The organism is Enterobacter cloacae complex sp. IR53041, from assembly GCF_049238285.1.
GTDB lineage: Bacteria > Pseudomonadota > Gammaproteobacteria > Enterobacterales > Enterobacteriaceae > Enterobacter > Enterobacter roggenkampii.
In genome coordinates this window covers 65,841-88,738 of the sequence record NZ_JBMKHB010000005.1, presented here as the reverse complement: position 1 = coordinate 88,738, position 22,898 = coordinate 65,841, and the positions used below count along the sequence as shown (strand labels likewise).

The following is a 22,898-nucleotide window of genomic DNA, read 5'->3' as shown; positions in this document are numbered from 1 at the left end:
GAAGAAAATGTTCGGAAAATTGACACTGGATGCAGTGCCCTACCATGAACCGATTATCATGGTTACGGTGGCTGCAATTATCATCGGTGGCGCGGCCTTAGTTGGCCTGATCACTTACTTCGGTAAGTGGAGCTACCTGTGGAATGAGTGGCTGACTTCGGTTGACCACAAAAAACTCGGTATCATGTACTGCATCGTCGGTATCGTCATGTTAATTCGTGGCTTTGCGGATGCCATCATGATGCGTAGCCAGCAGGCGCTCGCGTCTGCGGGTGAAGCCGGCTTCCTGCCACCGCACCACTACGATCAGATCTTTACCGCCCACGGCGTTATCATGATCTTCTTCGTGGCGATGCCGCTGGTTATCGGTCTGATGAACGTGGTCGTTCCGCTGCAAATCGGCGCGCGCGACGTTGCGTTCCCGTTCCTGAACAACCTGAGCTTCTGGTTCACCGTTGTCGGCGTTATTCTGGTTAACCTGTCACTGGGCGTGGGCGAATTCGCGCAGACCGGCTGGCTGGCTTACCCACCGCTGTCAGGAATTGAGTACAGCCCGGGCGTTGGCGTCGACTACTGGATTTGGGCGCTTCAGCTCTCCGGTGTCGGTACGACCCTGACCGGTATCAACTTCTTCGTGACCATTATCAAGATGCGTGCCCCTGGCATGACCATGTTCAAGATGCCGGTATTTACCTGGGCATCTCTGTGCGCCAACATCCTGATTATTGCGTCCTTCCCAATTCTGACTGTTACCATCGCGCTGCTGACCCTGGACCGCTACCTGGGCACCCATTTCTTCACGAACGATATGGGTGGCAACATGATGATGTACATCAACCTGATTTGGGCATGGGGTCACCCGGAAGTTTACATCCTGGTTCTGCCTGTATTCGGTGTGTTCTCCGAAATCGCGGCAACCTTCTCGCGTAAACGTCTGTTTGGTTACACCTCTCTGGTGTGGGCAACCGTGTGTATTACCGTTCTGTCGTTCATCGTTTGGCTGCACCACTTCTTCACCATGGGTGCGGGCGCGAACGTAAACGCCTTCTTCGGTATTACCACCATGATTATCGCCATCCCGACCGGGGTGAAGATCTTCAACTGGCTGTTCACCATGTATCAGGGCCGTATCGTGTTCCACTCAGCAATGCTGTGGACCATCGGCTTCATCGTGACCTTCTCCGTAGGTGGGATGACTGGCGTACTGCTGGCGGTACCGGGTGCTGACTTCGTTCTGCACAACAGTCTGTTCCTGATTGCGCACTTCCATAACGTTATCATCGGTGGCGTGGTCTTCGGCTGCTTCGCTGGCGTAACCTACTGGTGGCCAAAAGCGTTCGGCTTCACGCTGAACGAAAAATGGGGTAAACGCGCGTTCTGGTTCTGGATCATCGGCTTCTTCGTCGCCTTTATGCCGCTGTACGTGCTGGGCTTCATGGGTATGACCCGTCGTCTGAGCCAGCAGATTGATCCGCAGTTCCACCCAATGCTGATGATTGCAGCGGGCGGTGCTGTGCTGATTGCCTGTGGTATCGCGTCTCAGCTGATTCAGTTCTACGTGTCTATTCGCGACCGCGACCAGAACCGTGACCTGACCGGTGACCCATGGGGTGGCCGTACGCTGGAGTGGGCGACCTCTTCTCCACCGCCTTTCTATAACTTTGCCATCGTGCCTCAGGTTCATGAACGTGACGCATTCTGGGAAATGAAAGAAAAAGGTGAAGCGTACAAGCAACCTGCTCATTACGAAGAGATCCATATGCCGAAAAACAGCGGTGCGGGCATCGTGATTGCCGCCTTCGCAACGGTATTTGGTTTCGCAATGATCTGGCACATCTGGTGGATGGCGATTGTTGGCTTTGCTGGCATCGTAATCAGCTGGATTGTGAAGAGCTTTGACGAGGACGTGGACTACTACGTACCAGTCCGTGAAGTTGAAAAGCTGGAAAATCAGCATTTCGACGAGATTTCTAAAGCGGGGCTGAAAAATGGCAACTGATACTCTGGCGCACTCAACTGCCCACGCGCATGAACATGCGCACCACGATACAGGACCGACCAAAGTCTTCGGTTTCTGGATCTACCTGATGAGCGACTGCATTCTGTTCTGCTGTCTGTTCGCGACCTATGCCGTTCTGGTGAACGGCACAGCGGGCGGCCCGACCGGCAAGGACATCTTTGAACTGCCGTTCGTTCTGGTTGAAACCGCACTGCTGTTATTCAGCTCCATCACCTACGGCATGGCGGCTATCGCCATGTACAAAAACAACAAGAGCCAGGTTGTCTCCTGGCTGGCGTTGACCTGGCTGTTTGGTGCTGGATTTATCGGGATGGAAATCTATGAATTCCATCACCTGATCATGGAAGGCTTCGGCCCGGATCGCAGTGGCTTCCTGTCCGCGTTCTTCGCGCTGGTTGGCACCCACGGTCTGCACGTGACCTCCGGTCTGATCTGGATGGCAGTCCTGATGTTCCAGATCTCCCGTCGCGGCCTGACCAGTACTAACCGTACCCGTATCCTGTGCCTGAGCCTGTTCTGGCACTTCCTGGACGTGGTGTGGATCTGTGTGTTCTCTGTTGTCTATCTGATGGGGGCGATGTAATGAGTCATTCTAACGATCATGGCGCTTCCCACGGCAGCGTAAAAACCTACATGACAGGTTTCATCCTGTCGATCATCCTGACGGTGATCCCGTTCTGGATGGTGATGAGCGGTTCTGCGTCTAAGCCGGTTATCCTGGGTGCAATCCTGGTGACCGCGGTGATTCAGATTCTGGTGCATCTGGTTTGCTTCCTGCACATGAACACCAAGTCCGATGAAGGCTGGAACATGACCGCCTTTATCTTTACCGTGATTATCATCGCTATCCTGGTAGTCGGTTCCATCTGGATTATGTGGAACCTCAACTACAACATGATGGTTCACTAAGAGCGGCGAGTATGTTTAAGCAATACCTGCAAGTAACGAAACCAGGCATCATCTTTGGCAACCTGATCTCCGTGATCGGAGGGTTCCTGCTGGCCTCTAAGGGCAGCATTGATTACGCCCTCTTTATCTACACGCTGGTCGGTGTGTCACTGGTTGTTGCGTCCGGTTGTGTATTTAACAACTACATCGACATGGATATCGACAAGAAGATGGAAAGGACCAAAAATCGGGTGCTGGTGAAAGGCCTGATCGCCCCTTCCGTCTCGCTGGTGTACGCCACCTTGCTGGGTATTGCTGGCTTTATGCTGCTGTGGTTTGGTGCTAACCCGCTGGCCTGCTGGCTGGGGGTGATGGGGTTCGTGGTGTATGTGGGCATCTATAGCCTGTATATGAAACGTCACTCCGTCTACGGCACGCTGATTGGTTCTCTCTCCGGCGCTGCGCCGCCGGTGATTGGCTACTGCGCGGTCACGAACGAGTTCGACAGCGGTGCGCTGATCCTGCTGGCTATCTTTAGCCTGTGGCAGATGCCGCACTCCTATGCCATCGCAATTTTCCGCTTTAAGGATTATCAGGCAGCGAACATCCCGGTTCTGCCGGTCGTGAAGGGCATCTCCGTTGCCAAGAACCACATCACGCTGTACATCATCGCCTTTGCCGTGGCAACGCTGATGCTCTCTCTGGGTGGTTACGCCGGATACAAATATCTGGCGGTAGCGGCTGCGGTGAGCGTCTGGTGGCTCGGCATGGCGCTGCGCGGTTACAAAGTGGAAGATGACAAAGTCTGGGCGCGCAAGCTGTTTGTGTTCTCAATTGTGGCCATCACCTCGCTGTCCGTGATGATGTCCGTGGATTTCATGGTGCCAGATTCACATAACCTGCTGACTTACGTCTGGTAAGCCACAACAGGTAAATAAAGGGGTGCTTCGGCACCCTTTTTTATTCGTAAAATCCATTAATAACGCATGTAATATTTGTTAAATAACCCTTTATTTACCCCGCCCCTTCCCCGCACTACACTATGGCCTGCTTTTGAACTGAGGTGGTAATGAACGATTATAAAATGACGCCAGGCGAGCTACGCGCGACCTGGGGCTTAGGGACTGTCTTCTCGCTACGGATGCTTGGCATGTTTATGGTCCTGCCTGTTCTGACCACGTACGGTATGGCGCTGCAGGGGGCCAGCGAGGCGCTGATTGGCCTCGCCATTGGCATTTATGGTCTGGCGCAGGCGGTGTTCCAGATCCCGTTTGGCCTGCTCTCTGACCGGGTGGGCCGCAAACCGCTGATTGTCGGCGGGCTGCTGGTCTTTGTGCTCGGAAGCGTCATTGCCGCCCTCTCCCACTCCATCTGGGGGATTATTCTTGGCCGCGCCTTGCAGGGCTCCGGCGCGATTGCCGCCGCGGTGATGGCGCTGCTGTCAGACTTAACCCGCGAGCAGAACCGCACCAAAGCCATGGCCTTTATCGGCGTCAGCTTTGGCGTGACGTTTGCGATTGCGATGGTGCTGGGCCCGATAATCACCCATGCGCTCGGCCTGCACGCCCTGTTCTGGATGATTGCCGTGCTGGCGACCCTCGGCATTGCCTTAACCCTGTGGGTGGTACCGGACAGCAAAAACCACGTCCTCAACCGTGAATCCGGCATGGTAAAAGGCTGCTTCAGCAAGGTGATTGTCGAGCCGCGCCTGCTTAAGCTGAATTTCGGCATTATGTGCTTGCACATTCTGCTGATGTCGACCTTTGTTGCCCTGCCCGGCCAGCTTGCCGCAGCGGGTTTCCCGGCGGCTGAGCACTGGAAAATCTATCTGGTTACGATGCTGATTTCGTTTGTCTCCGTCGTGCCGTTCATCATCTACGCCGAAGTGAAGCGCAAAATGAAGCGCGTCTTCGTGGGCTGCGTGGCGGTCCTGCTGATTGCCGAGATCGTGCTCTGGGGCGCCGGCCCGCACTTCTGGGAGCTGATTGCCGGGGTACAGCTGTTCTTCCTGGCGTTTAACCTGATGGAAGCCCTGCTGCCGTCGCTGATCAGCAAAGAGTCCCCCGCCGGTTACAAAGGCACGGCGATGGGCATTTACTCCACCAGCCAGTTCCTCGGCGTGGCGATCGGCGGCTCGCTTGGCGGCTGGGTCGACGGCCTGTTTGATTCACAAACCGTGTTTCTCGCGGGGGCGCTGCTGGCGACAGTCTGGCTGCTGGTCGCCGGCACCATGAAAGAGCCGCGCTACGTGAGCAGCCTGCGCGTAGAAATCCCGGATGATGTGGAGATTAGCGACGCGCTGAAACAGCGTCTGGAAGCAAAAGAAGGGGTCACGGAGGTGCTGATTGTTCCCGAGGAGCGCAGCGCTTATGTCAAAATTGACAGCAAGGTGACCAATCGCTTTGAGGTCGAGCAGGCGCTGAAAGCGTGAAAAAAAGCCCGGGTAAACCGGGCTTTTTATATTAATCGCGGAAGTTTTTAAACTGGAACGGTTGCCCCAGGTCGCCGCCGCGCACCAGCGCCATCACGGACTGCAGGTCGTCGCGGGATTTACCGGTCACGCGAATTTCTTCGCCCTGGATCTGCGCCTGCACCTTCAGCTTGCTGTCTTTGATGAGCTTCACGATCTTCTTCTGCACCGCGCTCTCGATGCCCTGCTTCAGCTTCGCTTCAACAAACCACGTTTTGCCGCTGTGGACGAACTCTTCCGGCACGTCCAGTGAGGTCCCTTCGATGCCGCGCTTCAACAGCTTGGCGCGCAGAATGTCGAGCAGCTGATTCACCTGGAAATCAGACTCGCTCAGCACCTTAATGGTCTTATTTGCGTCGTTCAGCTCAAACGACGCCTCAACGCCACGAAAATCGAAACGTGACTCAACTTCGCGGGTTGCGTTCTCAACGCCGTTGCGAACTTCCTGGATATCAACTTCGGAAACAATATCGAAAGATGGCATCTTTTCTTCTCCCTTCACTTTTGTTGCGTTGCATAATACCCGCTACGAGGCATAACTCAACAGAAGCTTAGCTGTATAATTAAGCTGTAACACCTGGCGCAGTTGCAGGTGAGGAGGAACAATGAAAATTACGGTGCTCGGATGCGGAGCGCTTGGTCAGCTGTGGCTGACCGCACTGTGCAAGCACGGACATGAGGTTCAGGGCTGGCTGCGCGTGCCCCAGCCTTATTGCAGTGTAAACCTGATTGGTGAAGACGGAAGCATCTTTAACGAATCCCTCACCGCGAACGATCCTGATTTCCTGGCGCAAAGCGACCTTTTACTGGTGACGCTTAAAGCCTGGCAGGTCTCAGACGCGGTAAAAACGCTGGCCGCGCAGCTCCCCCCCACTTCGCCCATACTGCTGCTGCATAACGGCATGGGAACCCTGGATGAGCTGAAAAGCGTTCCGCAGCCCCTGCTGATGGCAACGACCACCCACGCTGCGCGCCGCGACGGCAACATCATCGTGCATGTCGCCAGCGGCGTGACGCACATCGGGCCTGCCAGAACGCAGGATAGGGACTACAGCTATCTTGCCGATGTGCTGCAGAAGGTGCTCCCGGACGTGGCCTGGCATAACCACATTCGCCCTCAACTCTGGCGCAAGCTGGCCGTTAACTGTGTGATCAACCCGCTGACGGCGCTGTGGAACTGCCCGAACGGTGAACTGAAAAACCATCCGCAGGAGGTGGCGTCCCTGTGTGCAGAAGTCGCGGCGGTCGTTGAGCGGGAAGGCTTGCATACCTCAGCAGACGATTTGCGCTGTTATGTCGAGCAGGTTATTGAGAGTACAGCTGAGAACATCTCCTCGATGCTGCAGGATGTTCGGGCATTACGCCACACGGAGATCGACTACATTACGGGATATCTGCTAAAACGCGCCCGCGCGCACGGCATCGCGGTGCCGGAAAACGCCCGTCTGTATGACCTGGTTAAACGTAAGGAGAGTGAATATGAGCGCGTCGGCACTGATCTGCCTCGCCCCTGGTAGCGAAGAGATGGAGGCGGTCACCACCATTGATCTGATGGTGCGCGGCGGCATTAAGGTCACCACCGCCAGCGTCGCCAGCGACGGTAATCTGGCAATCACCTGTTCACGCGGGGTGAAAATCCTTGCAGATGCACCGTTGGTACAGGTGGCTGACGGAGATTACGACATCATCGTGCTGCCCGGTGGGCTGAAGGGCGCGGAATGTTTTCGTGATAGCCCGCTGCTGGTTGAGACCGTGCGTCAGTTCCATTTATCCGGCCGCATCGTCGCCGCCATTTGTGCCGCCGCCGGCACGGTGCTGGTTCCCCATGACATCTTCCCCATCGGCAACATGACCGGCTTCCCGGGGCTGAAAGACACCATTCCGGAAGATCAATGGGTGGACAAGCGCGTCGTCTGGGATCCCCGCGTCAACCTGCTGACCAGCCAGGGCCCAGGCACCGCGATTGATTTTGGCTTAAAGATTATCGACCTGCTGGTCGGGCGCGAGAAGGCGTACGAAGTGGCGTCATCGCTGGTGATGCCGGCGGGGATTTATAATTACTATGAAGAGTAGTGCATAAAAAAAGCCGGGTGGCGGCTACGCCTTACCCGGCCTACAAATGCACGGTACCGTAGGCCCGGTAAGCGAAGCGCCACCGGGCGAGAAACTACGGACGATACACCTTCACATTGGCAAAGCCCTGCTCGCGCAGATACAGCGCCTGCAGACGGCTCATCACCCCGCGCTCACACCACAGCAGGTACGTTTTGCTCTGGTCGAGGTCGCCAAACTTCGTGCTCAGCTTGTAGAACGGCAGAGAAACCACTTCGACGCCGTCCACCTGCAGCGGCTTGTCATCCTGCTCGTCAATGGAGCGGATATCCAGAATCGCGTCGTTCGCGCCGAAACCGCTCACGGTCTCCACTTCTACCACTTCCTGCTCGGTCTGCTGGGCGATCTCGCGGATATCAATGTTGGACGCTTCTTCCACCACTTTATCCAGAATGCTGAAATCGAAGTTCTCTTCTTCCGCTTCGATCTTCGCCTTCACCGCTTTGACGGTCGGGCTTTTTGAGATCACGCCACAGTATTCCGGCATGGTGCGGGCAAAATCTTCGGTACCGATTTCGCGCGCCAGATCGATGATGTGCTCTTTATCATGGGAGATCAGCGGACGCAGGATCAGGGTATCAGACACGTTGTCGATCAGGCGCAGGTTGGTCAGCGTCTGGCTGGAGACCTGCCCCAGCGCTTCACCGGTGACCAGCGCCTGCACGCCGTAGCGTTCAGCCACTTTGGATGCCGCACGCACCATCATGCGCTTCAGGATGACGCCCATCTGGCCGTCGTCCACTTTCTCAAGAATCTCACCGACCACCGGTTCGAAATTGATTGCCACGAAACGCACGCGGTGGGAGCTGCCGAAGCGGTTCCACAGGTAATGCGCCACCTGACGAACGCCGATTTCGTGCGCCGCGCCGCCCAGGTTGAAGAAGCAGTAGTGTACGCGGCAGCCGCGGCGCATCAGCATATAGCTGGAGACGCCGGAGTCGAAGCCGCCGGAGATCAGGGACAGAACATCTTCCTGAGTCCCGATCGGGAAGCCGCCGATACCTTCATAGCGGCCTTTCACCAACAGCAGGCGATCGTTTTCGATCTCCAGATTAACGGTCACGTCCGGGTTGGTCAGACGCACGCGCGCCGACTCAACGTGCTGGTTCAAACCGCCGCCAACGTAACGTTCCACTTCAATGGAGCTGAATTCGTGCTTACCGCGACGCTTCACGCGCACGCAAAAGGTTTTGCCTTCGATCTGATCGCGGTACTGAACCAACGCTTTTTCGAAGATGTCGTGCATATCGCTGAACGGGACATCTTCCACTTCCAGAATATGGTGGATCCCTGGAATACGGGTCAGCGCGTCGCGAATATCCTGACGTTTGTTTTCGTCTTTCGCACGGACCTCAACGTGGTCCCAGTGGCGCACCACGGCGAGGGTTTCGTCGTAGTGCTTTAAAACGTTACGAATGTTCCCGGTGAGAATTTTAATAAAGCGCAAACGCACAGATTGGCTTTTGATGGTGATTTCAGGGAACAATTTAATGATAAACTTCATGGCGGCAATGTTTCTTAGGCAAGCGTATTAAGGCTTGTAATGGAAAAGAGTACAGCAGCCCACACCCGTGGCTGCATCCAGGCGCGCAAGTATACCACCATCGCGCCGCTCCTGTGCACATTGCGCGTTATTTGATAATTGCCCTGAGTCCGTTACCATGTCGGGGCTGAGAATATAAGAGTCAATTCACTATGCCGAAGAAGAACGACGCACCGGCCAGTTTCGAAACTGCGCTGAGTGAACTGGAGCAAATCGTTACCCGTCTTGAGAGCGGCGATCTCCCGCTGGAAGAGGCGCTCAACGAATTCGAGCGCGGCGTGCAGCTGGCGCGCCAGGGGCAGGTCAAACTGCAGCAGGCCGAGCAGCGCGTGCAGATCCTGCTTTCCGACAGCGAAGACGCGAAAACCACGCCTTTCACACCGGACGCCGAGTAAATGGATTTTGCCAACGAGCTTCAGGCGCGCGTCGTGCGTGCCAACGACGCCCTGCGCCGATTTATTGCGCCACAGCCTTTTCAGAACACTCCTCTGGTTGAAGCCATGCACTATGGCGCACTCTTGGGTGGAAAGCGCCTGCGCCCGTTCCTGGTGTACGCCACCGGCAACATGTTTGGCATCAGCGATAACACGCTGGACGCCCCGGCAGCCGCCGTTGAGTGCATCCATGCCTACTCGCTGATCCACGACGATCTCCCGGCGATGGACGACGACGATTTGCGTCGGGGTCAACCTACCTGCCACATCAAGTTTGGCGAGGCGAATGCCATTCTGGCGGGTGATGCCCTGCAGACACTGGCGTTCTCGATTCTGAGCGACGCGCCAATGGCCGAAGTGGCTGACCGTGACCGTCTGGCAATGATTTCCGAACTGGCCATGGCCAGCGGCGTGGCCGGCATGTGCGGCGGTCAGGCGCTGGATCTTGAAGCGGAAGGACGTCAGGTTAATCTGGAACAGCTGGAGCGTATTCATCGCCATAAAACCGGGGCATTGATTCGTTCCGCCGTTCGCCTGGGCGCGCTGAGCGCGGGTGAGCAAGGGCGCAAAGCCCTGCCGATTCTGGACAGATACGCAGAAAGTATCGGTCTGGCATTCCAGGTTCAGGATGACATTCTGGATGTGGTGGGCGATACTGCAACATTGGGTAAACGTCAGGGTGCGGACCAGCAGCTTGGCAAAAGTACCTACCCCGCCCTGCTGGGTCTTGAGCAAGCCCAACGTAAAGCCCGGGATCTGATTGACGATGCCCGCCAGTCACTGAATGAACTGGCTGCGCAATCGCTGGATACCTCGGCACTGGAAGCGCTAGCGGACTATATAATCCAGCGTGATAAATAAACTATATATCTCGATGAGCCTTTGATGAGTTTTGATATTGCCAAATACCCGACACTGGCGTTAGTTGACTCCACCCAGGAGTTACGTCTGTTGCCGAAAGAGAGCCTGCCGAAGCTGTGCGACGAGCTGCGTCGCTACCTGCTCGACAGCGTAAGCCGCTCCAGCGGCCATTTCGCCTCCGGGCTTGGCACGGTAGAGCTGACCGTGGCGCTGCACTACGTCTATAACACGCCGTTCGATCAGCTCATCTGGGACGTGGGCCACCAGGCCTATCCGCACAAAATTCTGACCGGACGTCGCGATAAAATTGGCACTATTCGTCAGAAAGGTGGCCTGCATCCGTTCCCGTGGCGCGGTGAGAGCGAGTATGACGTGCTGAGCGTCGGCCATTCCTCCACCTCCATTTCTGCGGGCATCGGTATTGCCGTCGCCGCCGAGAAAGAGAACAAGCAGCGCCGCACCGTCTGCGTGATTGGCGACGGCGCCATCACCGCGGGTATGGCCTTCGAAGCCATGAACCATGCGGGCGACATCAAGCCGGACATGCTGGTTATCCTCAACGATAACGAAATGTCGATCTCCGAGAACGTTGGCGCGCTGAACAACCATCTGGCACAGCTGCTCTCCGGCAAGCTTTACTCCTCGCTGCGTGAAGGCGGTAAAAAAGTCTTCTCCGGCGTACCGCCGATCAAAGAGCTGCTTAAGCGTACCGAAGAGCACATCAAAGGCATGGTCGTGCCGGGCACCCTGTTTGAGGAGCTGGGCTTTAACTATATTGGCCCGGTTGACGGTCACGACGTACTGGGGCTGGTCACCACGCTCAAGAACATGCGCGACCTGAAAGGCCCGCAGTTCCTGCACATCATGACTAAAAAAGGGCGTGGCTACGAGCCGGCGGAAAAAGATCCGATTACCTTCCACGCGGTACCGAAATTTGACCCGTCCAGCGGCTGTCTGCCGAAAAGCAGCGGCGGCATGCCGAGCTATTCAAAAATCTTCGGCGACTGGCTGTGCGAAACCGCCGCGAAAGACAACAAGCTGATGGCGATCACCCCGGCCATGCGCGAAGGCTCCGGCATGGTAGAGTTCTCTAAAAAATACCCTGACCAGTATTTCGACGTGGCCATTGCCGAGCAGCACGCGGTGACATTTGCAGCGGGCCTGGCGATCGGCGGCTACAAACCGGTTGTCGCTATCTATTCCACCTTCCTGCAGCGCGCCTACGATCAGGTGATCCACGACGTGGCGATCCAGAAGCTGCCGGTGCTGTTTGCCATTGACCGTGCGGGCATCGTCGGTGCCGACGGCCAGACGCACCAGGGCGCGTTTGACCTGTCCTTCCTGCGCTGCATTCCGGATATGGTGATCATGACGCCAAGCGACGAAAACGAATGTCGTCAGATGCTGTTTACCGGCTACCATTATCAGGATGGCCCAAGCGCCGTTCGCTATCCGCGCGGCAATGCGGTGGGCGTTGAGCTGCAGCCGCTGGAGAAGCTGGCGATCGGTAAAGGTCTGGTTAAACGTCGCGGTGAGAAAGTGGCGATCCTGAACTTCGGCACGCTGATGCCAGAGGCGGCGAAAGTAGCTGAAACGCTGAATGCCACCCTCGTGGATATGCGCTTTGTGAAGCCGCTCGACGAATCCCTGATCCTGAGTATGGCTGAGGCGCACGACGTGCTGGTCACGCTGGAAGAGAACGCGATTATGGGCGGTGCGGGCAGCGGCGTGAACGAGGTGCTGATGGCAAACCGTAAAGCCGTTCCGGTGCTGAACCTCGGCCTGCCGGACTATTTCATCCCGCAAGGTACCCAGGACGAAGCCCGCGCGGCGATTGGCCTGGACGCTGCCGGTATCGAAGCTAAAATCCGCGCCTGGCTGGACTGATCCCTCCCCCTTTTCCGCTCCTGCTATGCTTAAACGTATTGTTTAAACAGCAGGAGCGGAACAGTGCAATACACAACATTAGGAAAAACGGACCTTAAGGTTTCCCGACTTTGTCTGGGATGCATGACCTTTGGCGAGCCCGATCGGGGGAACCACGCCTGGACGCTGCCGGAAGAGAGCAGCCGTCCGATCATCAAACGCGCCATCGAGGGCGGCATTAACTTCTTTGACACCGCCAACAGCTACTCCGACGGCAGCAGCGAGGAGATTGTCGGCCGCGCCCTGCGCGATTTTGCCCGTCGGGATGACATCGTCGTTGCCACCAAGGTGTACTACCCGGTGGGCGACCTGCCGCAGGGCCTTTCTCGCGCGCAGATCCTGCGTTCCATTGACGACAGCCTCAGGCGCCTGAACATGGATTACGTCGACCTGCTGCAAATTCACCGCTGGGATTACAACACGCCGATCGAGGAGACGCTTGAGGCGCTCAACGACGTCGTCAAAGCCGGTAAAGCACGCTACATCGGCGCATCGTCGATGCACGCGTCGCAGTTCGCTCAGGCGCTGGGTCTGCAGGCGCAGCACGGCTGGGCGCGCTTTGTCACCATGCAGGATCACTACAATCTGATCTATCGTGAAGAAGAGCGCGAGATGCTGCCGCTATGCTACCAGGAGGGAGTAGCGGTCATCCCCTGGAGCCCGCTGGCGCGCGGACGTCTGACCCGTCCGTGGGGCGAAACTACGGCCCGTCTGGTCTCGGATGAAGTGGGAAAAAATCTCTATGAAGGAACAGAGGCCAGCGATGCACTGATTGCCGAACGCCTGGCCGGCATTGCCGACGATACCGGCGCAACCCGCGCCCAGGTAGCGCTGGCATGGCTGCTGGGTAAACGCGGCGTCGCGGCTCCCATTATCGGCACGTCCCGGGAAGAGCAGTTGGACGCGAACTGTTAAACGCGGTGGATATCACGCTGACGCCCGAACAGGTTGCCGAGCTGGAGACGCCGTATCAGCAGCATCCGGTGGTGGGGTTTAAATAAGCCCCATCTTTTTTGTAGGCCGGGTAAGGCGGAGCCGCCACGGCATTACAGAGCGTACAAACTCACGCGAAGTGATCGTACCCTTTCCAGTCCAGCGTAACCGGCGCACCGTCTTTCACAAACTTCAGCCCTTCACTCTCCGGCATGATCTGCCCGATACAGGTGAATTTCGCGCCAAGATGCGCTAACGCCACGTCGAGCGTTCCACGGTTCAGCTCCGGAACGGTAAAGCACAGTTCATAATCTTCACCACCGGACAGCGCCCAGCGCAGCGCCTGTTCAGGTTCAACATGACGAAGCAGTTCCTCTGACAGCGGGAACAGATCCAGGTCAACGCGCGCGCCGACACCGCTCGCCTTCAGGATATGGCCAAGATCTGAGATCAGCCCGTCAGAGAGATCGATAGCCGAGCTTGCCCGCTCGCGCAGCGCCTGACCGTGCAGAATACGCGGCGTCGGGCGCAGATGGCGTTTCACCAGATACGCCGCATCGTCAGCGTTCTTCACGGTTAAGCGATCCTGAAGAATCGCCAGGCCCGCGGCGCTGTCGCCCGGTGTACCGGTCACGTAGATCCAGTCGCCGGGTTTTGCACCCGAACGCTTCAGCGCGCGACCAAGCGGTACATAGCCATGGATCGCCAGCGTCATCGACAGCGGCCCGGCAGTGGTATCACCGCCAATCAGCTGCATATCGTAGTAGTTAAGCTGCTCAAACAGCGCATCGCTGAAAGCTTCAAGCCAGGCTTCGTCTACCTCAGGCAGCGTCAGCGCCAGGGTTAACCACGCGGGATCGGCCCCCATCGCCGCCAGATCGCTGACGTTAACCGCCAGTGCCTTATACGCCAGATCGGCAGGATCGATATCCGGTAAAAAATGACGTCCGCACACTAAGGTGTCGGTGCTGATTGCCAGCGTCTGTTTTTCGGGAATATTGAGAAGTGCACAGTCATCGCCGATGCCGGTTTCAACATCAAGACGAGAGGTTCTGACACGGTCGAAATAACGGGCAATCAGGGAGAATTCGCCGCATGCCATACGTTATGCCTCAGCAAATAAAAGAAAAAACCGGAGCCGCACTGCCCGTCAGGCAATGCAAAACTCCGGTTTGCGGATCACTTTTTGTGGGGACGGATCGCAGGTGCTGCTTTATCAAGTACGCCGTTTACAAACTTGTGGCTGTCTTCAGCGCCGAAGGTTTTCGCCAGTTCGATCGCTTCGTTGATGGCCACTTTGTACGGCACATCATCACGTTTAGACAGCTCAAACAGCGCAATGCGCAACACTGCTTTTTCTACCTGACCCAGCTCTTCGAGCAGACGGGACAGGTAAGGTTTCATCAGACCATCGAGATACGCGCTATTAGTCGCCACTCCCGACAGCAGTTCACGGAAGTACAGAACGTCAACGTCTTTCACGTCCTGTTCTGACAGGAACTGGTATTCAACATCAGCGATGTCGTTCTGGGACAACTGCCAGGAGTAAAGTGCCTGGACGGCACATTCACGGGCGCGGCGACGAGCAGCAGGTTTCACGGAATTCCCCTTACAAAAAAATCAGGCCTTGATGGCTTTCAATACATTGATCATTTCAAGCGCGGTCAGTGCAGCTTCTGCACCTTTGTTACCGGCTTTGGTGCCAGCACGTTCGATGGCTTGTTCAATACTTTCGGTGGTCAGCACGCCGAACGCGACAGGAATTTCAGCATCCTGCGCAACGTGTGCCAGACCGTTGCTTGCACCGCCCGCAACGTATTCGAAGTGCGCAGTGCCGCCACGAATAACGGTACCCAGCGCAATCACCGCGTCATATTTACCGGTTTTCGCCAGCGCGCCCGCCGCCAGTGGCAGTTCGTAAGCGCCTGGAACCCAAACAACGGTAATGTTGTCATCTTTAACCTGGCCGATACGTTTCAGGGCGTCAACCGCACCTTCCAGCAGGCTATCGTTGATGAAGTTGTTGAAACGCGCAATGGTGATGGCGACGCGAGCGTCCGGGGTAGCTACAGCAGCTTCAATAATGTTCATACTCTTCCTTTACGGGTTCATTTGGCCCCGCAGGGGGGCGGATTTTATCATAATACTTTGCGCACTGCTTCCCTATTTCGGGAGCAATTACGCTGTCGTTAAGTGGAGGCAGACATCCGGACCCACCGGACGAATCTCGCTAAATTTGAGTTGTGGTGCATCGGCCAGTTTTTCAAGGCCGGGCAGCACAAACAGGCCGCGCGCGTCACTGCCCAACAGTTTAGGCGCAACGTAGACGAGAAGCTCATCCACCAGCCCCGCCTGAAGCAGCGCGCCGGCAAGCGTCGGGCCCGCTTCGACCCAGATGCTGTTCACCTGCTGCTTGCCGAGCAGCATCATCAGCACCACCAGATCCAGATGCCCGTTATGTTCCGGCACCGTAATGCTCCGTACGCCTTCCGGCCATGCGCGCGTATCTTCTTTGGTGCGCGCAATCCAGGTTTCCCCTGGCTGCTGGACGATGCGGTGCTCCGGCGTCACGCGGTTCTGGCTATCAATGACAATACGCAGCGGCTGACGCAGGTTCTCCTGCGGATACAGAGCCTGGGTATCGGCATTCAGCTCGTCCCAGCGCACGGTCATGGCCGGATCGTCAGCCAGAACGGTTTCACTGCTGGTGAGAATAGCATGGCTTTGCGCACGCAGACGTTGCACATCGCGCCTTGCCTGCGGAGATGTTATCCACTGGCTCTCGCCGTTTGCCATTGCCGTACGACCGTCCAGCGAGGCACCCAGCTTAAGCTGGATATACGGGAACCCGGTACGCATGCGCTTCAGGAAACCTTTGTTGAGCGCTTCCGCGTCCTGCATCATCAGGCCATGGCTGACGTCAATGCCTTCCTGCTGCAGACGATACAGACCACGTCCGGCCACCTGCGGATTCGGGTCCTGCATCGATGCAACCACGCGCGACACCCCCGCGGCAATCAGCGCGTCGCAGCACGGTGGCGTACGCCCGTGATGGCTGCAGGGCTCCAGCGTAACGTAGGCCGTCGCACCGCGCGCCTTCTCGCCGGCCATGCGCAGCGCATGAACCTCAGCATGCGGTTCGCCTGCGCGATAGTGAAAGCCCTCCCCCACGATCTCGCCATCTTTAACGATAACGCACCCGACGTTCGGGTTGGGATGGGTCGTAAAACGACCGCGCTGCGCCAGCTTCATGGCTCGCGCCATGTACATCTCATCGTGCATGAGCTTAATCCTGTAAGCGGGCGATCTCTTCGCCAAACTCTTTGATATCTTCGAAGCTGCGGTAGACCGAGGCGAAGCGGATATAGGCGACCTTATCGAGCTTTTTCAGCTGCTCCATCACCAAGTTGCCAATCATCTTGCTGGGCACTTCACGCTCACCCAAACCACGAAGGTAAGATTTTATGTGGTTTAACGCCATCTCCACGTCGTCCGCGCTGACGGGACGCTTTTCAAGGGCCTTCAGCATTCCGCTGCGCAGTTTCTCTTCGTTAAACGGCTCACGCACGTCGTTACTTTTAACCACGCGCGGCATGACCAGCTCTGCCACTTCAAAGGTCGTGAAACGCTCGTTACACACCAGACACTGCCGACGACGGCGCACTGAAGACCCTTCGCCCACAAGGCGAGAGTCGATGACTTTGGTATCCACAGCGGAGCAGAATGGGCAATGCATACGGTATCCCTGTTATCTGGTTAACTGATTTTCATTTTACCCTGAACTGGCCTGACAACAAAGGAAGAGCTTTTTGAGAAAAAGGATCTATGTCTGACACAATGATGCTGGCTACCATTAGGACGATCCGTTATTTCAAGGAAATAAACGCAATGACAAGACGTTACCTGAAAATATTGCTGGTGGGGAGCCTCTTCACCCTTAGCGCCTGTGCACAGCAAACCGAAGTCCGTCAGATGAAACAGAGCGTCAATACGCTCAATACGGCGATGGACAAGCTAAACAAAGAAACGGTGAAGATCACCCAGCAAAACGCGCTGAACGCGAAATCTACCAGCGGGGTGTACCTGCTGCCGGGGGCGAATACGCCTGCCCTGCTGAACAGCCAGATTGGCACGCTAAAAATGTCTCTGGTGAATGTGGCGGCGAATGCCGATGGTACTCGCGCAACATTACGCATCAAGGGAGAGTCCAACGATCCGCTTCCGGCCTTCAGCGGCACCGTCGAGTGGGGCCAGATCCAGGGCACCACGGAGAACTACCAGGAGGTGAACGTGAAGAATCAGCTCTTCACTGCCCCGGCCAGTGTTTTAGCACCCAGTGATGTGGATATTCCGCTTCAGTTAAGCGGCCTTACGCCGGAACAGTTAGGCTTTATCCGCATTCACGACATTCAACCCGCCGCGCAGTAATCCTCTCTTTTTTAGCGGAGTGAAATGTCACTCCGCTAACATTTACATTTCGTATGGATTGGCAACATAAATGATTGCCGCTACAATCCCGGCCGTTTAAAGTACGCAAACGTGAACGCAATCGATTACGCGTATGAGAGATATGTGAAACAACACATATTTTTGTGAGCAGGGATTCCTATAATAGGCACCGCAGAAACACGAAATATTTAGAAACGCAATTCGCGCATTTTTCACTCCCGGAAGGGAATTTCAATCAGTGGCATGATTATGAAAAAAACATTACTCGCAGCTGGCGCCGTGCTGGCACTGTCCTCTTCTTTCACTGTTAACGCAGCGGAAAACGACAAACCACAATACCTCTCCGACTGGTGGCACCAGAGCGTTAACGTGGTCGGCAGCTACCACACGCGTTTCGGACCTCAGATTCGTAACGATACCTACCTGGAATATGAAGCGTTCGCCAAGAAAGACTGGTTTGATTTCTACGGCTACATGGATGCACCGGTCTTCTTCGGTGGTAACTCTCAGGCTAAAGGTATCTGGAACCACGGCTCCCCTCTGTTCATGGAAATCGAACCACGCTTCTCCATCGACAAGCTGACCGGCACCGATCTGAGCTTCGGCCCGTTCAAAGAGTGGTACTTCGCGAACAACTACATTTACGACATGGGCCGCAACGAGTCCGGTCGTCAGAGCACCTGGTATATGGGTCTGGGTACGGACATCGACACCGGCCTGCCAATGAGCCTGTCTCTGAACGTCTATGCCAAATATCAGTGGCAGAACTATGGCGCTGAAAACCAGAACGAATGGGATGGCTATCGTTTCAAAGTGAAATACTTTGTGCCAATCACCCAGCTGTGGGGCGGTAATCTGAGCTATATCGGCTTCACCAACTTCGACTGGGGTTCAGATCTGGGCGATAAGAGCGGTTACGCAGAGAACGGTATTAAGCAGCGTACCAATGACTCCATCGCCTCCAGCCACATCCTGGCGCTGAACTACGATCACTGGCATTACTCTGTTGTGGCACGTTACTGGCACAACGGCGGCCAGTGGAACGACGACGCTAAACTGGTATGGATGAACGAACACGTCCGTTCTACCGGTTGGGGTGGTTACCTGGTTGTAGGTTACAACTTCTAATCAGTGCGGGTTTCGCCCGGTGGCGCTACGCTTACCGGGCCTACGACCCAAATGTAGACCGGGTAAGGCGTAGCCGCCACCCGGCTTTTTACTGCCTCACCTTGCGCAAAAAATCCGCCAAAGACCTGTCCGCACTTTCGCTAAACCGCCTTTCCGTAGCCACAATATTGAGGCATCTGTCGAGCCGGAAACAGCGATAGTCATCGCGCCGTTCACACCACGCGGCCAGCAGCCAGCGCTCTCCCCAGAAGAACAGCCCCAGCGGCTGAACCTCACGTTTAGACAGCTGTCCTGCTTCATCACGGTAATGCAGCGCCAGCACCTGCTGGGCGGAAATTGCCTGATGGATCCTGTCAAAATCGCTGCGGGAGTGGCTTTGCATGCAAAAATCCGGGGCGTAGATCCGCGTCTGCTCCGCCTTTCGACGGCTCTCCTCAGGCAGAATCGCCAGCACCTTTTCCTGAGCCGACTCCAGCTCGCGCGACAGCGATTCCCCTCCCCAGGTTTTGAGCAGGCGAATCGCGACGATCAGCGCCTCGGACTCCTTATTTGTCAGCATCAGCGGCGGCAGGTCAAAGCCCGACATGAGCCGATATCCGCTCCCCGCCTCACCTTCCACCGGCACGCCGGAAAGCGACAGGTCGCGGATATCGCGGTAGACCGTGCGCTCGGATACGCCAAGCCGGTCCGCCAGATGCGCTGCCGTTGTCAGACGCCTGCCCCGCAGGATCTGCACAATCTGAAACAAACGGTCAGCGCGTCGGGTCATTTCTTAGTTCGCTCTCAGGCAGGTTGATGGAGGCCGACGCGGTTACCCTCGCTGTCGGTAAACAAGGCGATAGTGCCAATGCCATGCGGCAGTTCCAGCGGGCCAAACACGCACTCGCCGCCCGCAGAGGCGATGCGATCGAGCGTTGCCGCCAGATTGTCAGTATGCAGGTAAATAATAGCGCCCTGCAAAGACGGTGTAACGCCGTCAAATTTTGCCAGTGCGCCTCCGGTGGCGGGATCCTCATGCGGGAAAACCGCCAGCTCCGCACAGTCCATTTTCTCGCGACGCAGCGCAAGCTGCATCACCGGCTCATAAAATTTAATCGCGCGATCCATATCCGAGACCGGAATTTCAAACCAGTTAATGACGCTTTTCATACATCCTCCTGCCTGTTGTTTGGGTTCAGAAGGAGTCTACGACAGGGCTCCTGACAACATACTGTCAGGAGTGTTTGTCAGGAGCAGATAAAAAAAAATCCCGGTCAACCGACCGGGATTTCGATAACGCGCTAAACGTCGCCTTACGGCAGAATGGACGGCTGATCCGCCCCTTCTTTTTCGACTTTCTGCTGGAGCAGGTGCTCGCGCTTCATGCCGAGTTTCAGTGCCAGGGCGGACGCAACGTAGATAGACGACGCCGTACCGATGGTGACACCAATCAACATGGTCAAGGAGAAGCCTTCCAGAACCGGACCACCGAACAGGAACAGCATCAGGATCACCATCAGGGTGGTACCGGAGGTGATCAAGGTACGGTGTAGCGTCTGGGTCAACGACACGTTAAAGATTTCGTACGGCGTACCGCGACGGATCTTACGGAAGTTTTCACGGATACGGTCAGATACCACGATACTGTCGTTCAGTGAGTAACCGATGACGGACATCAGAGATGCCACAATCGTCAGGTCAATCTCAATGTGGAACAGCGACAGTATGCCCATGGTGATCACCACGTCGTGCGCCAGAGCGATAACCACACCGGCCGCCAGTCGCCACTCAAAGCGGAAACCGACGTACACCAGGATGGAGATCAGCGCCACCAGCAGCGCCATCGCACCGGTCTGCGCCAGGTCAGCACCCACGCTTGGGCCGACGAACTCAATACGCTTAACCGCCGCGTTCTGGCTGGTTGTTTCGTTAATCACGCTAACAACCTTACTGCCCAGCTCCTGGCTGCCGTTGGCATCGTGCACCGGCGGCATACGCACCATGATGTCGCGGCTGCTGCCGAAGTTCTGCAGCAGCGGCTCTTCAAAGCCCGCTTTCTGCAGCGATTCGCGCATCTGGTCCATATCAACCGGTTTTTCCAGGGAGATTTCAATTACCGTACCACCGGTAAAATCGAGACCCCAGTTAAAGCCTTTCACGCCCATAATGACGATGGACAGAATCAGCAGGAAACCTGAAATGCCGAAGGCCCAGTAGTCCCAGCGCATAAAGTCCCAGACTTTACGGCCGTGGTTCAATTGTTCAACAGTATATTCCTGTGCCACAACGCACTCCTCAGATAGACAGCTTTTTGACGCGCTTGCCGCCGTACAGCAGGTTCACGATGGCACGGGTGCCGACAATAGCGGTAAACATTGACGTTGCGACACCGATACCGGTTGTAATCGCAAAGCCTTTGATCGCGCCAGTACCCACTGCATACAGGATAAGAACCTTAATCAGTGTTGTTACGTTCGCATCGAAGATAGAGCTGAACGCGCCTTTATAACCTTCATCAATCGCCTGCTGAACAGAGCGACCATTGCTCAACTCTTCTTTGATACGTTCGTTAATCAGTACGTTGGCGTCGACCGCCACCGCAAGGGTCAGAACGATACCCGCAATCCCCGGCATGGTCAGCGTCGCTCCCGGCAGCAGGGACATGATGCCGATAATCAGCACCAGGTTCGCGATCAGCGCGGAGGTCGCAATCAGACCAAACTTCTTATAGAAGAAGATCATGAAGAGGATAGAGACCACCAGACCGGCCAGACAAGCTTCCAGGCCCTGCTGGATGTTTTGCATACCCAGAGTAGGGCCAATGGTACGTTCTTCAACAATCTGAATTGGCGCTATCAGCGCACCGGCACGCAGCAGCAGGGAGAGCTGACGCGCTTCGTTCGGGTTGTTAATACCGGTAATACGGAAGCTGTTACCCAGACGAGACTGGATATTGGCGATGTTAATCACCTCTTCCTCTTTCACCAGCACAGCACGGCCGTTTGCATCTTTCTTACCGCTGTCTTTGTACTCCACGAACAGGGTCGCCATCGGTTTACCGATGTTGTCCTTGGTGAAGTTAGACATGATGTTACCACCCGCGCTATCCAGCGAGATGTTAACCTGCGGCTGGTTGTATTCATCCTGGCTCGACGTGGAGTCGGTGATGTGGTCACCGGTCAGAATCACACGTTTGTACAGCACAACCGGCTGACCTTCGCGGGTCTGTTTCACTTCGGAGTCACCCGGAATACGGCCAGAAGCGGCAGCAGACTGGTCAACGTTGGTATTCACCAGACGGAATTCCAGCGTTGCGGTCGCACCGAGAATCTCTTTCGCACGCGCGGTGTCCTGGATACCCGGCAGTTCAACCACGATACGGTCAGCACCCTGACGCTGTACCAGCGGCTCGGCCACGCCCAGTTGGTTTACACGGTTACGCAGAATGTTGATGTTCTGCTGAACGGCATATTCACGCGCTTCTTTCAGGCGCGCATCGGTCATCACCGCGCGCAGCTGGTTGCTGCCCTGCGAGGAGATCACCAGGTCACGGTGACGTTGGGTCAGGTAATCTACAGCCTGATCGCGCGCCGCGCTGTCGCGGAACGTGATGCTCATGCCGTAGTTATCTTCTTTACGCACGGTGGTGTAAGCGATGCCTTTATCACGCAGATCGCTGCGCAGGCTGTCGATATTCTGTTCCTGCAGCTTGCCGAGCGCGGTATCCATATCCACTTCCATCAGGAAGTGAACGCCGCCACGCAGGTCAAGACCGAGTTTCATTGGCTCTGCATTCATCGCAGCCAGCCAACGCGGGGTTGCAGGGGCAAGGTTAAGCGCCACGACGTATTTATCACCCAGCACGCCCATCAGCGCTTCACGTGCGCGGAGCTGCGTGTCGGTGGTGTCGAAGCGAGCAAGAATTGCGCCCTCTTCCAGTGCCACAGACTTAGCGGTAATTTTTTCTTCTTGTAACGTTTTCTGGACCTGGATCAGCGTTTGCTCACTGGCGGCGACACCGCGCGCGCCAGTGATTTGAACAGCCGGATCCTCACCATACAGGTTGGGAAGCGCGTACAGCAGGCCGACGAGAATCACGACGACCAGCATGATGTACTTCCACAAAGGATAACGGTTTAACACGGCAGTTCCCTT

23 protein-coding genes and 1 pseudogene are annotated in these 22,898 nt (G+C 56.2%); 13 read left to right on the top strand and 11 right to left on the bottom strand.

What is annotated here, in order from left to right; genetic code table 11:
• Positions 1-7 precede the first annotated feature (7 nt).
• From cyoB to ACOTXF_RS05535, 5 genes are all read left to right on the top strand, one after another.
• Positions 8-1,999 carry a cytochrome o ubiquinol oxidase subunit I gene (gene cyoB / locus ACOTXF_RS05555; RefSeq protein WP_023326790.1) on the top strand — a complete coding sequence of 664 codons (1,992 nt, stop codon included), beginning with the start codon at positions 8-10 and terminating at the stop codon, positions 1,997-1,999.
• Positions 1,989-2,603 carry a cytochrome o ubiquinol oxidase subunit III gene (locus tag ACOTXF_RS05550; RefSeq protein ID WP_008503324.1) on the top strand — a complete coding sequence of 205 codons (615 nt, stop codon included), beginning with the start codon at positions 1,989-1,991 and terminating at the stop codon, positions 2,601-2,603. The genes cyoB and ACOTXF_RS05550 overlap by 11 nt, the downstream gene beginning before the upstream one ends.
• On the top strand, positions 2,603-2,929 hold the full coding sequence (locus ACOTXF_RS05545) for a cytochrome o ubiquinol oxidase subunit IV (RefSeq protein ID WP_006176899.1): 327 nt from the start codon (positions 2,603-2,605) through the stop codon (positions 2,927-2,929). Before ACOTXF_RS05550 ends, ACOTXF_RS05545 begins: the two co-directional genes overlap by 1 nt.
• 11 nt (positions 2,930-2,940) lie before the next feature.
• Positions 2,941-3,828: a heme o synthase gene (cyoE, locus tag ACOTXF_RS05540; RefSeq protein ID WP_008503325.1), complete on the top strand. Its 888-nt coding sequence runs from the start codon at positions 2,941-2,943 to the stop codon at positions 3,826-3,828.
• Positions 3,829-3,977: 149 nt separating this feature from the next.
• Positions 3,978-5,339, top strand: coding sequence for an MFS transporter (locus ACOTXF_RS05535; RefSeq protein ID WP_047745426.1), 1,362 nt, complete (start codon positions 3,978-3,980; stop codon positions 5,337-5,339).
• Between the two features lie 31 nt (positions 5,340-5,370).
• Here ACOTXF_RS05535 and ACOTXF_RS05530 read toward each other — a convergent pair whose 3' ends face one another.
• Entirely contained in the window at positions 5,371-5,862 is a 492-nt protein-coding gene (locus tag ACOTXF_RS05530) for a YajQ family cyclic di-GMP-binding protein (protein ID WP_008503327.1), read from the bottom strand.
• 121 nt (positions 5,863-5,983) lie between these two features.
• Between ACOTXF_RS05530 and panE the strand changes: the two genes are divergently transcribed.
• The gene (gene panE, locus ACOTXF_RS05525) at positions 5,984-6,895 is read left to right on the top strand and encodes a 2-dehydropantoate 2-reductase (RefSeq protein ID WP_047745427.1); all 912 of its coding nucleotides are present in this window, start codon (positions 5,984-5,986) and stop codon (positions 6,893-6,895) included.
• Positions 6,858-7,451, top strand: a complete 594-nt coding sequence (gene yajL / locus ACOTXF_RS05520) for a protein deglycase YajL (protein ID WP_008503329.1) — start codon at positions 6,858-6,860, stop codon at positions 7,449-7,451. The genes panE and yajL overlap by 38 nt, the downstream gene beginning before the upstream one ends.
• 94 nt (positions 7,452-7,545) lie before the next feature.
• Here yajL and thiI read toward each other — a convergent pair whose 3' ends face one another.
• Positions 7,546-8,994, bottom strand: a complete 1,449-nt coding sequence (thiI, locus tag ACOTXF_RS05515; protein ID WP_047745429.1) for a tRNA uracil 4-sulfurtransferase ThiI — start codon at positions 8,992-8,994, stop codon at positions 7,546-7,548.
• Between the two features lie 191 nt (positions 8,995-9,185).
• Here thiI and xseB point away from each other — a divergent pair, with 191 nt between their 5' ends.
• From xseB to ACOTXF_RS05495, 4 genes and pseudogenes are all read left to right on the top strand, one after another.
• A complete protein-coding gene (gene xseB, locus ACOTXF_RS05510; RefSeq protein ID WP_008503331.1) occupies positions 9,186-9,428 on the top strand; it encodes an exodeoxyribonuclease VII small subunit in 243 nt (80 codons plus the stop codon).
• On the top strand, positions 9,429-10,328 hold the full coding sequence (gene ispA / locus ACOTXF_RS05505; protein ID WP_008503332.1) for a (2E,6E)-farnesyl diphosphate synthase: 900 nt from the start codon (positions 9,429-9,431) through the stop codon (positions 10,326-10,328).
• Between the two features lie 24 nt (positions 10,329-10,352).
• The gene (gene dxs, locus ACOTXF_RS05500; protein ID WP_008503333.1) at positions 10,353-12,215 is read left to right on the top strand and encodes a 1-deoxy-D-xylulose-5-phosphate synthase; all 1,863 of its coding nucleotides are present in this window, start codon (positions 10,353-10,355) and stop codon (positions 12,213-12,215) included.
• 63 nt (positions 12,216-12,278) lie between these two features.
• Positions 12,279-13,255 (top strand): annotated as a pseudogene (locus ACOTXF_RS05495) (aldo/keto reductase).
• Between the two features lie 62 nt (positions 13,256-13,317).
• Here ACOTXF_RS05495 and thiL read toward each other — a convergent pair.
• The 5 genes from thiL to nrdR all read right to left on the bottom strand — a co-directional run bounded on the left by thiL (position 13,318) and on the right by nrdR (position 16,923).
• Positions 13,318-14,289: a thiamine-phosphate kinase gene (thiL, locus tag ACOTXF_RS05490; RefSeq protein ID WP_021241664.1), complete on the bottom strand. Its 972-nt coding sequence runs from the start codon at positions 14,287-14,289 to the stop codon at positions 13,318-13,320.
• Between the two features lie 77 nt (positions 14,290-14,366).
• Positions 14,367-14,786: a transcription antitermination factor NusB gene (nusB, locus tag ACOTXF_RS05485; RefSeq protein WP_006809908.1), complete on the bottom strand. Its 420-nt coding sequence runs from the start codon at positions 14,784-14,786 to the stop codon at positions 14,367-14,369.
• Between the two features lie 21 nt (positions 14,787-14,807).
• Positions 14,808-15,278 carry a 6,7-dimethyl-8-ribityllumazine synthase gene (ribE, locus tag ACOTXF_RS05480; protein WP_003859098.1) on the bottom strand — a complete coding sequence of 157 codons (471 nt, stop codon included), beginning with the start codon at positions 15,276-15,278 and terminating at the stop codon, positions 14,808-14,810.
• Between the two features lie 87 nt (positions 15,279-15,365).
• Positions 15,366-16,469: a bifunctional diaminohydroxyphosphoribosylaminopyrimidine deaminase/5-amino-6-(5-phosphoribosylamino)uracil reductase RibD gene (gene ribD / locus ACOTXF_RS05475; protein ID WP_008503336.1), complete on the bottom strand. Its 1,104-nt coding sequence runs from the start codon at positions 16,467-16,469 to the stop codon at positions 15,366-15,368.
• A gap of 4 nt (positions 16,470-16,473) precedes the next feature.
• Complete coding sequence (nrdR, locus tag ACOTXF_RS05470) at positions 16,474-16,923, bottom strand: transcriptional regulator NrdR (protein ID WP_008503337.1); 450 nt, start codon at positions 16,921-16,923, stop codon at positions 16,474-16,476.
• 152 nt (positions 16,924-17,075) lie between these two features.
• Here nrdR and ACOTXF_RS05465 point away from each other — a divergent pair, with 152 nt between their 5' ends.
• Together ACOTXF_RS05465 and ACOTXF_RS05460 are read left to right on the top strand one after the other, a co-directional pair.
• The gene (locus ACOTXF_RS05465; protein WP_008503338.1) at positions 17,076-17,615 is read left to right on the top strand and encodes a DUF3251 domain-containing protein; all 540 of its coding nucleotides are present in this window, start codon (positions 17,076-17,078) and stop codon (positions 17,613-17,615) included.
• Positions 17,616-17,885: 270 nt separating this feature from the next.
• On the top strand, positions 17,886-18,764 hold the full coding sequence (locus tag ACOTXF_RS05460) for a nucleoside-specific channel-forming protein Tsx (protein WP_025912622.1): 879 nt from the start codon (positions 17,886-17,888) through the stop codon (positions 18,762-18,764).
• Between the two features lie 88 nt (positions 18,765-18,852).
• Here ACOTXF_RS05460 and ACOTXF_RS05455 read toward each other — a convergent pair whose 3' ends face one another.
• The 4 genes from ACOTXF_RS05455 to secD all read right to left on the bottom strand — a co-directional run bounded on the left by ACOTXF_RS05455 (position 18,853) and on the right by secD (position 22,886).
• Positions 18,853-19,533: a helix-turn-helix transcriptional regulator gene (locus tag ACOTXF_RS05455; protein WP_008503340.1), complete on the bottom strand. Its 681-nt coding sequence runs from the start codon at positions 19,531-19,533 to the stop codon at positions 18,853-18,855.
• 14 nt (positions 19,534-19,547) lie between these two features.
• A complete protein-coding gene (locus ACOTXF_RS05450) occupies positions 19,548-19,913 on the bottom strand; it encodes a VOC family protein (RefSeq protein WP_008503341.1) in 366 nt (121 codons plus the stop codon).
• A gap of 143 nt (positions 19,914-20,056) precedes the next feature.
• Positions 20,057-21,028 carry a protein translocase subunit SecF gene (secF, locus tag ACOTXF_RS05445; RefSeq protein ID WP_008503342.1) on the bottom strand — a complete coding sequence of 324 codons (972 nt, stop codon included), beginning with the start codon at positions 21,026-21,028 and terminating at the stop codon, positions 20,057-20,059.
• 10 nt (positions 21,029-21,038) lie between these two features.
• Positions 21,039-22,886, bottom strand: coding sequence for a protein translocase subunit SecD (secD, locus tag ACOTXF_RS05440; protein ID WP_021241665.1), 1,848 nt, complete (start codon positions 22,884-22,886; stop codon positions 21,039-21,041).
• Positions 22,887-22,898 lie beyond the last annotated feature (12 nt).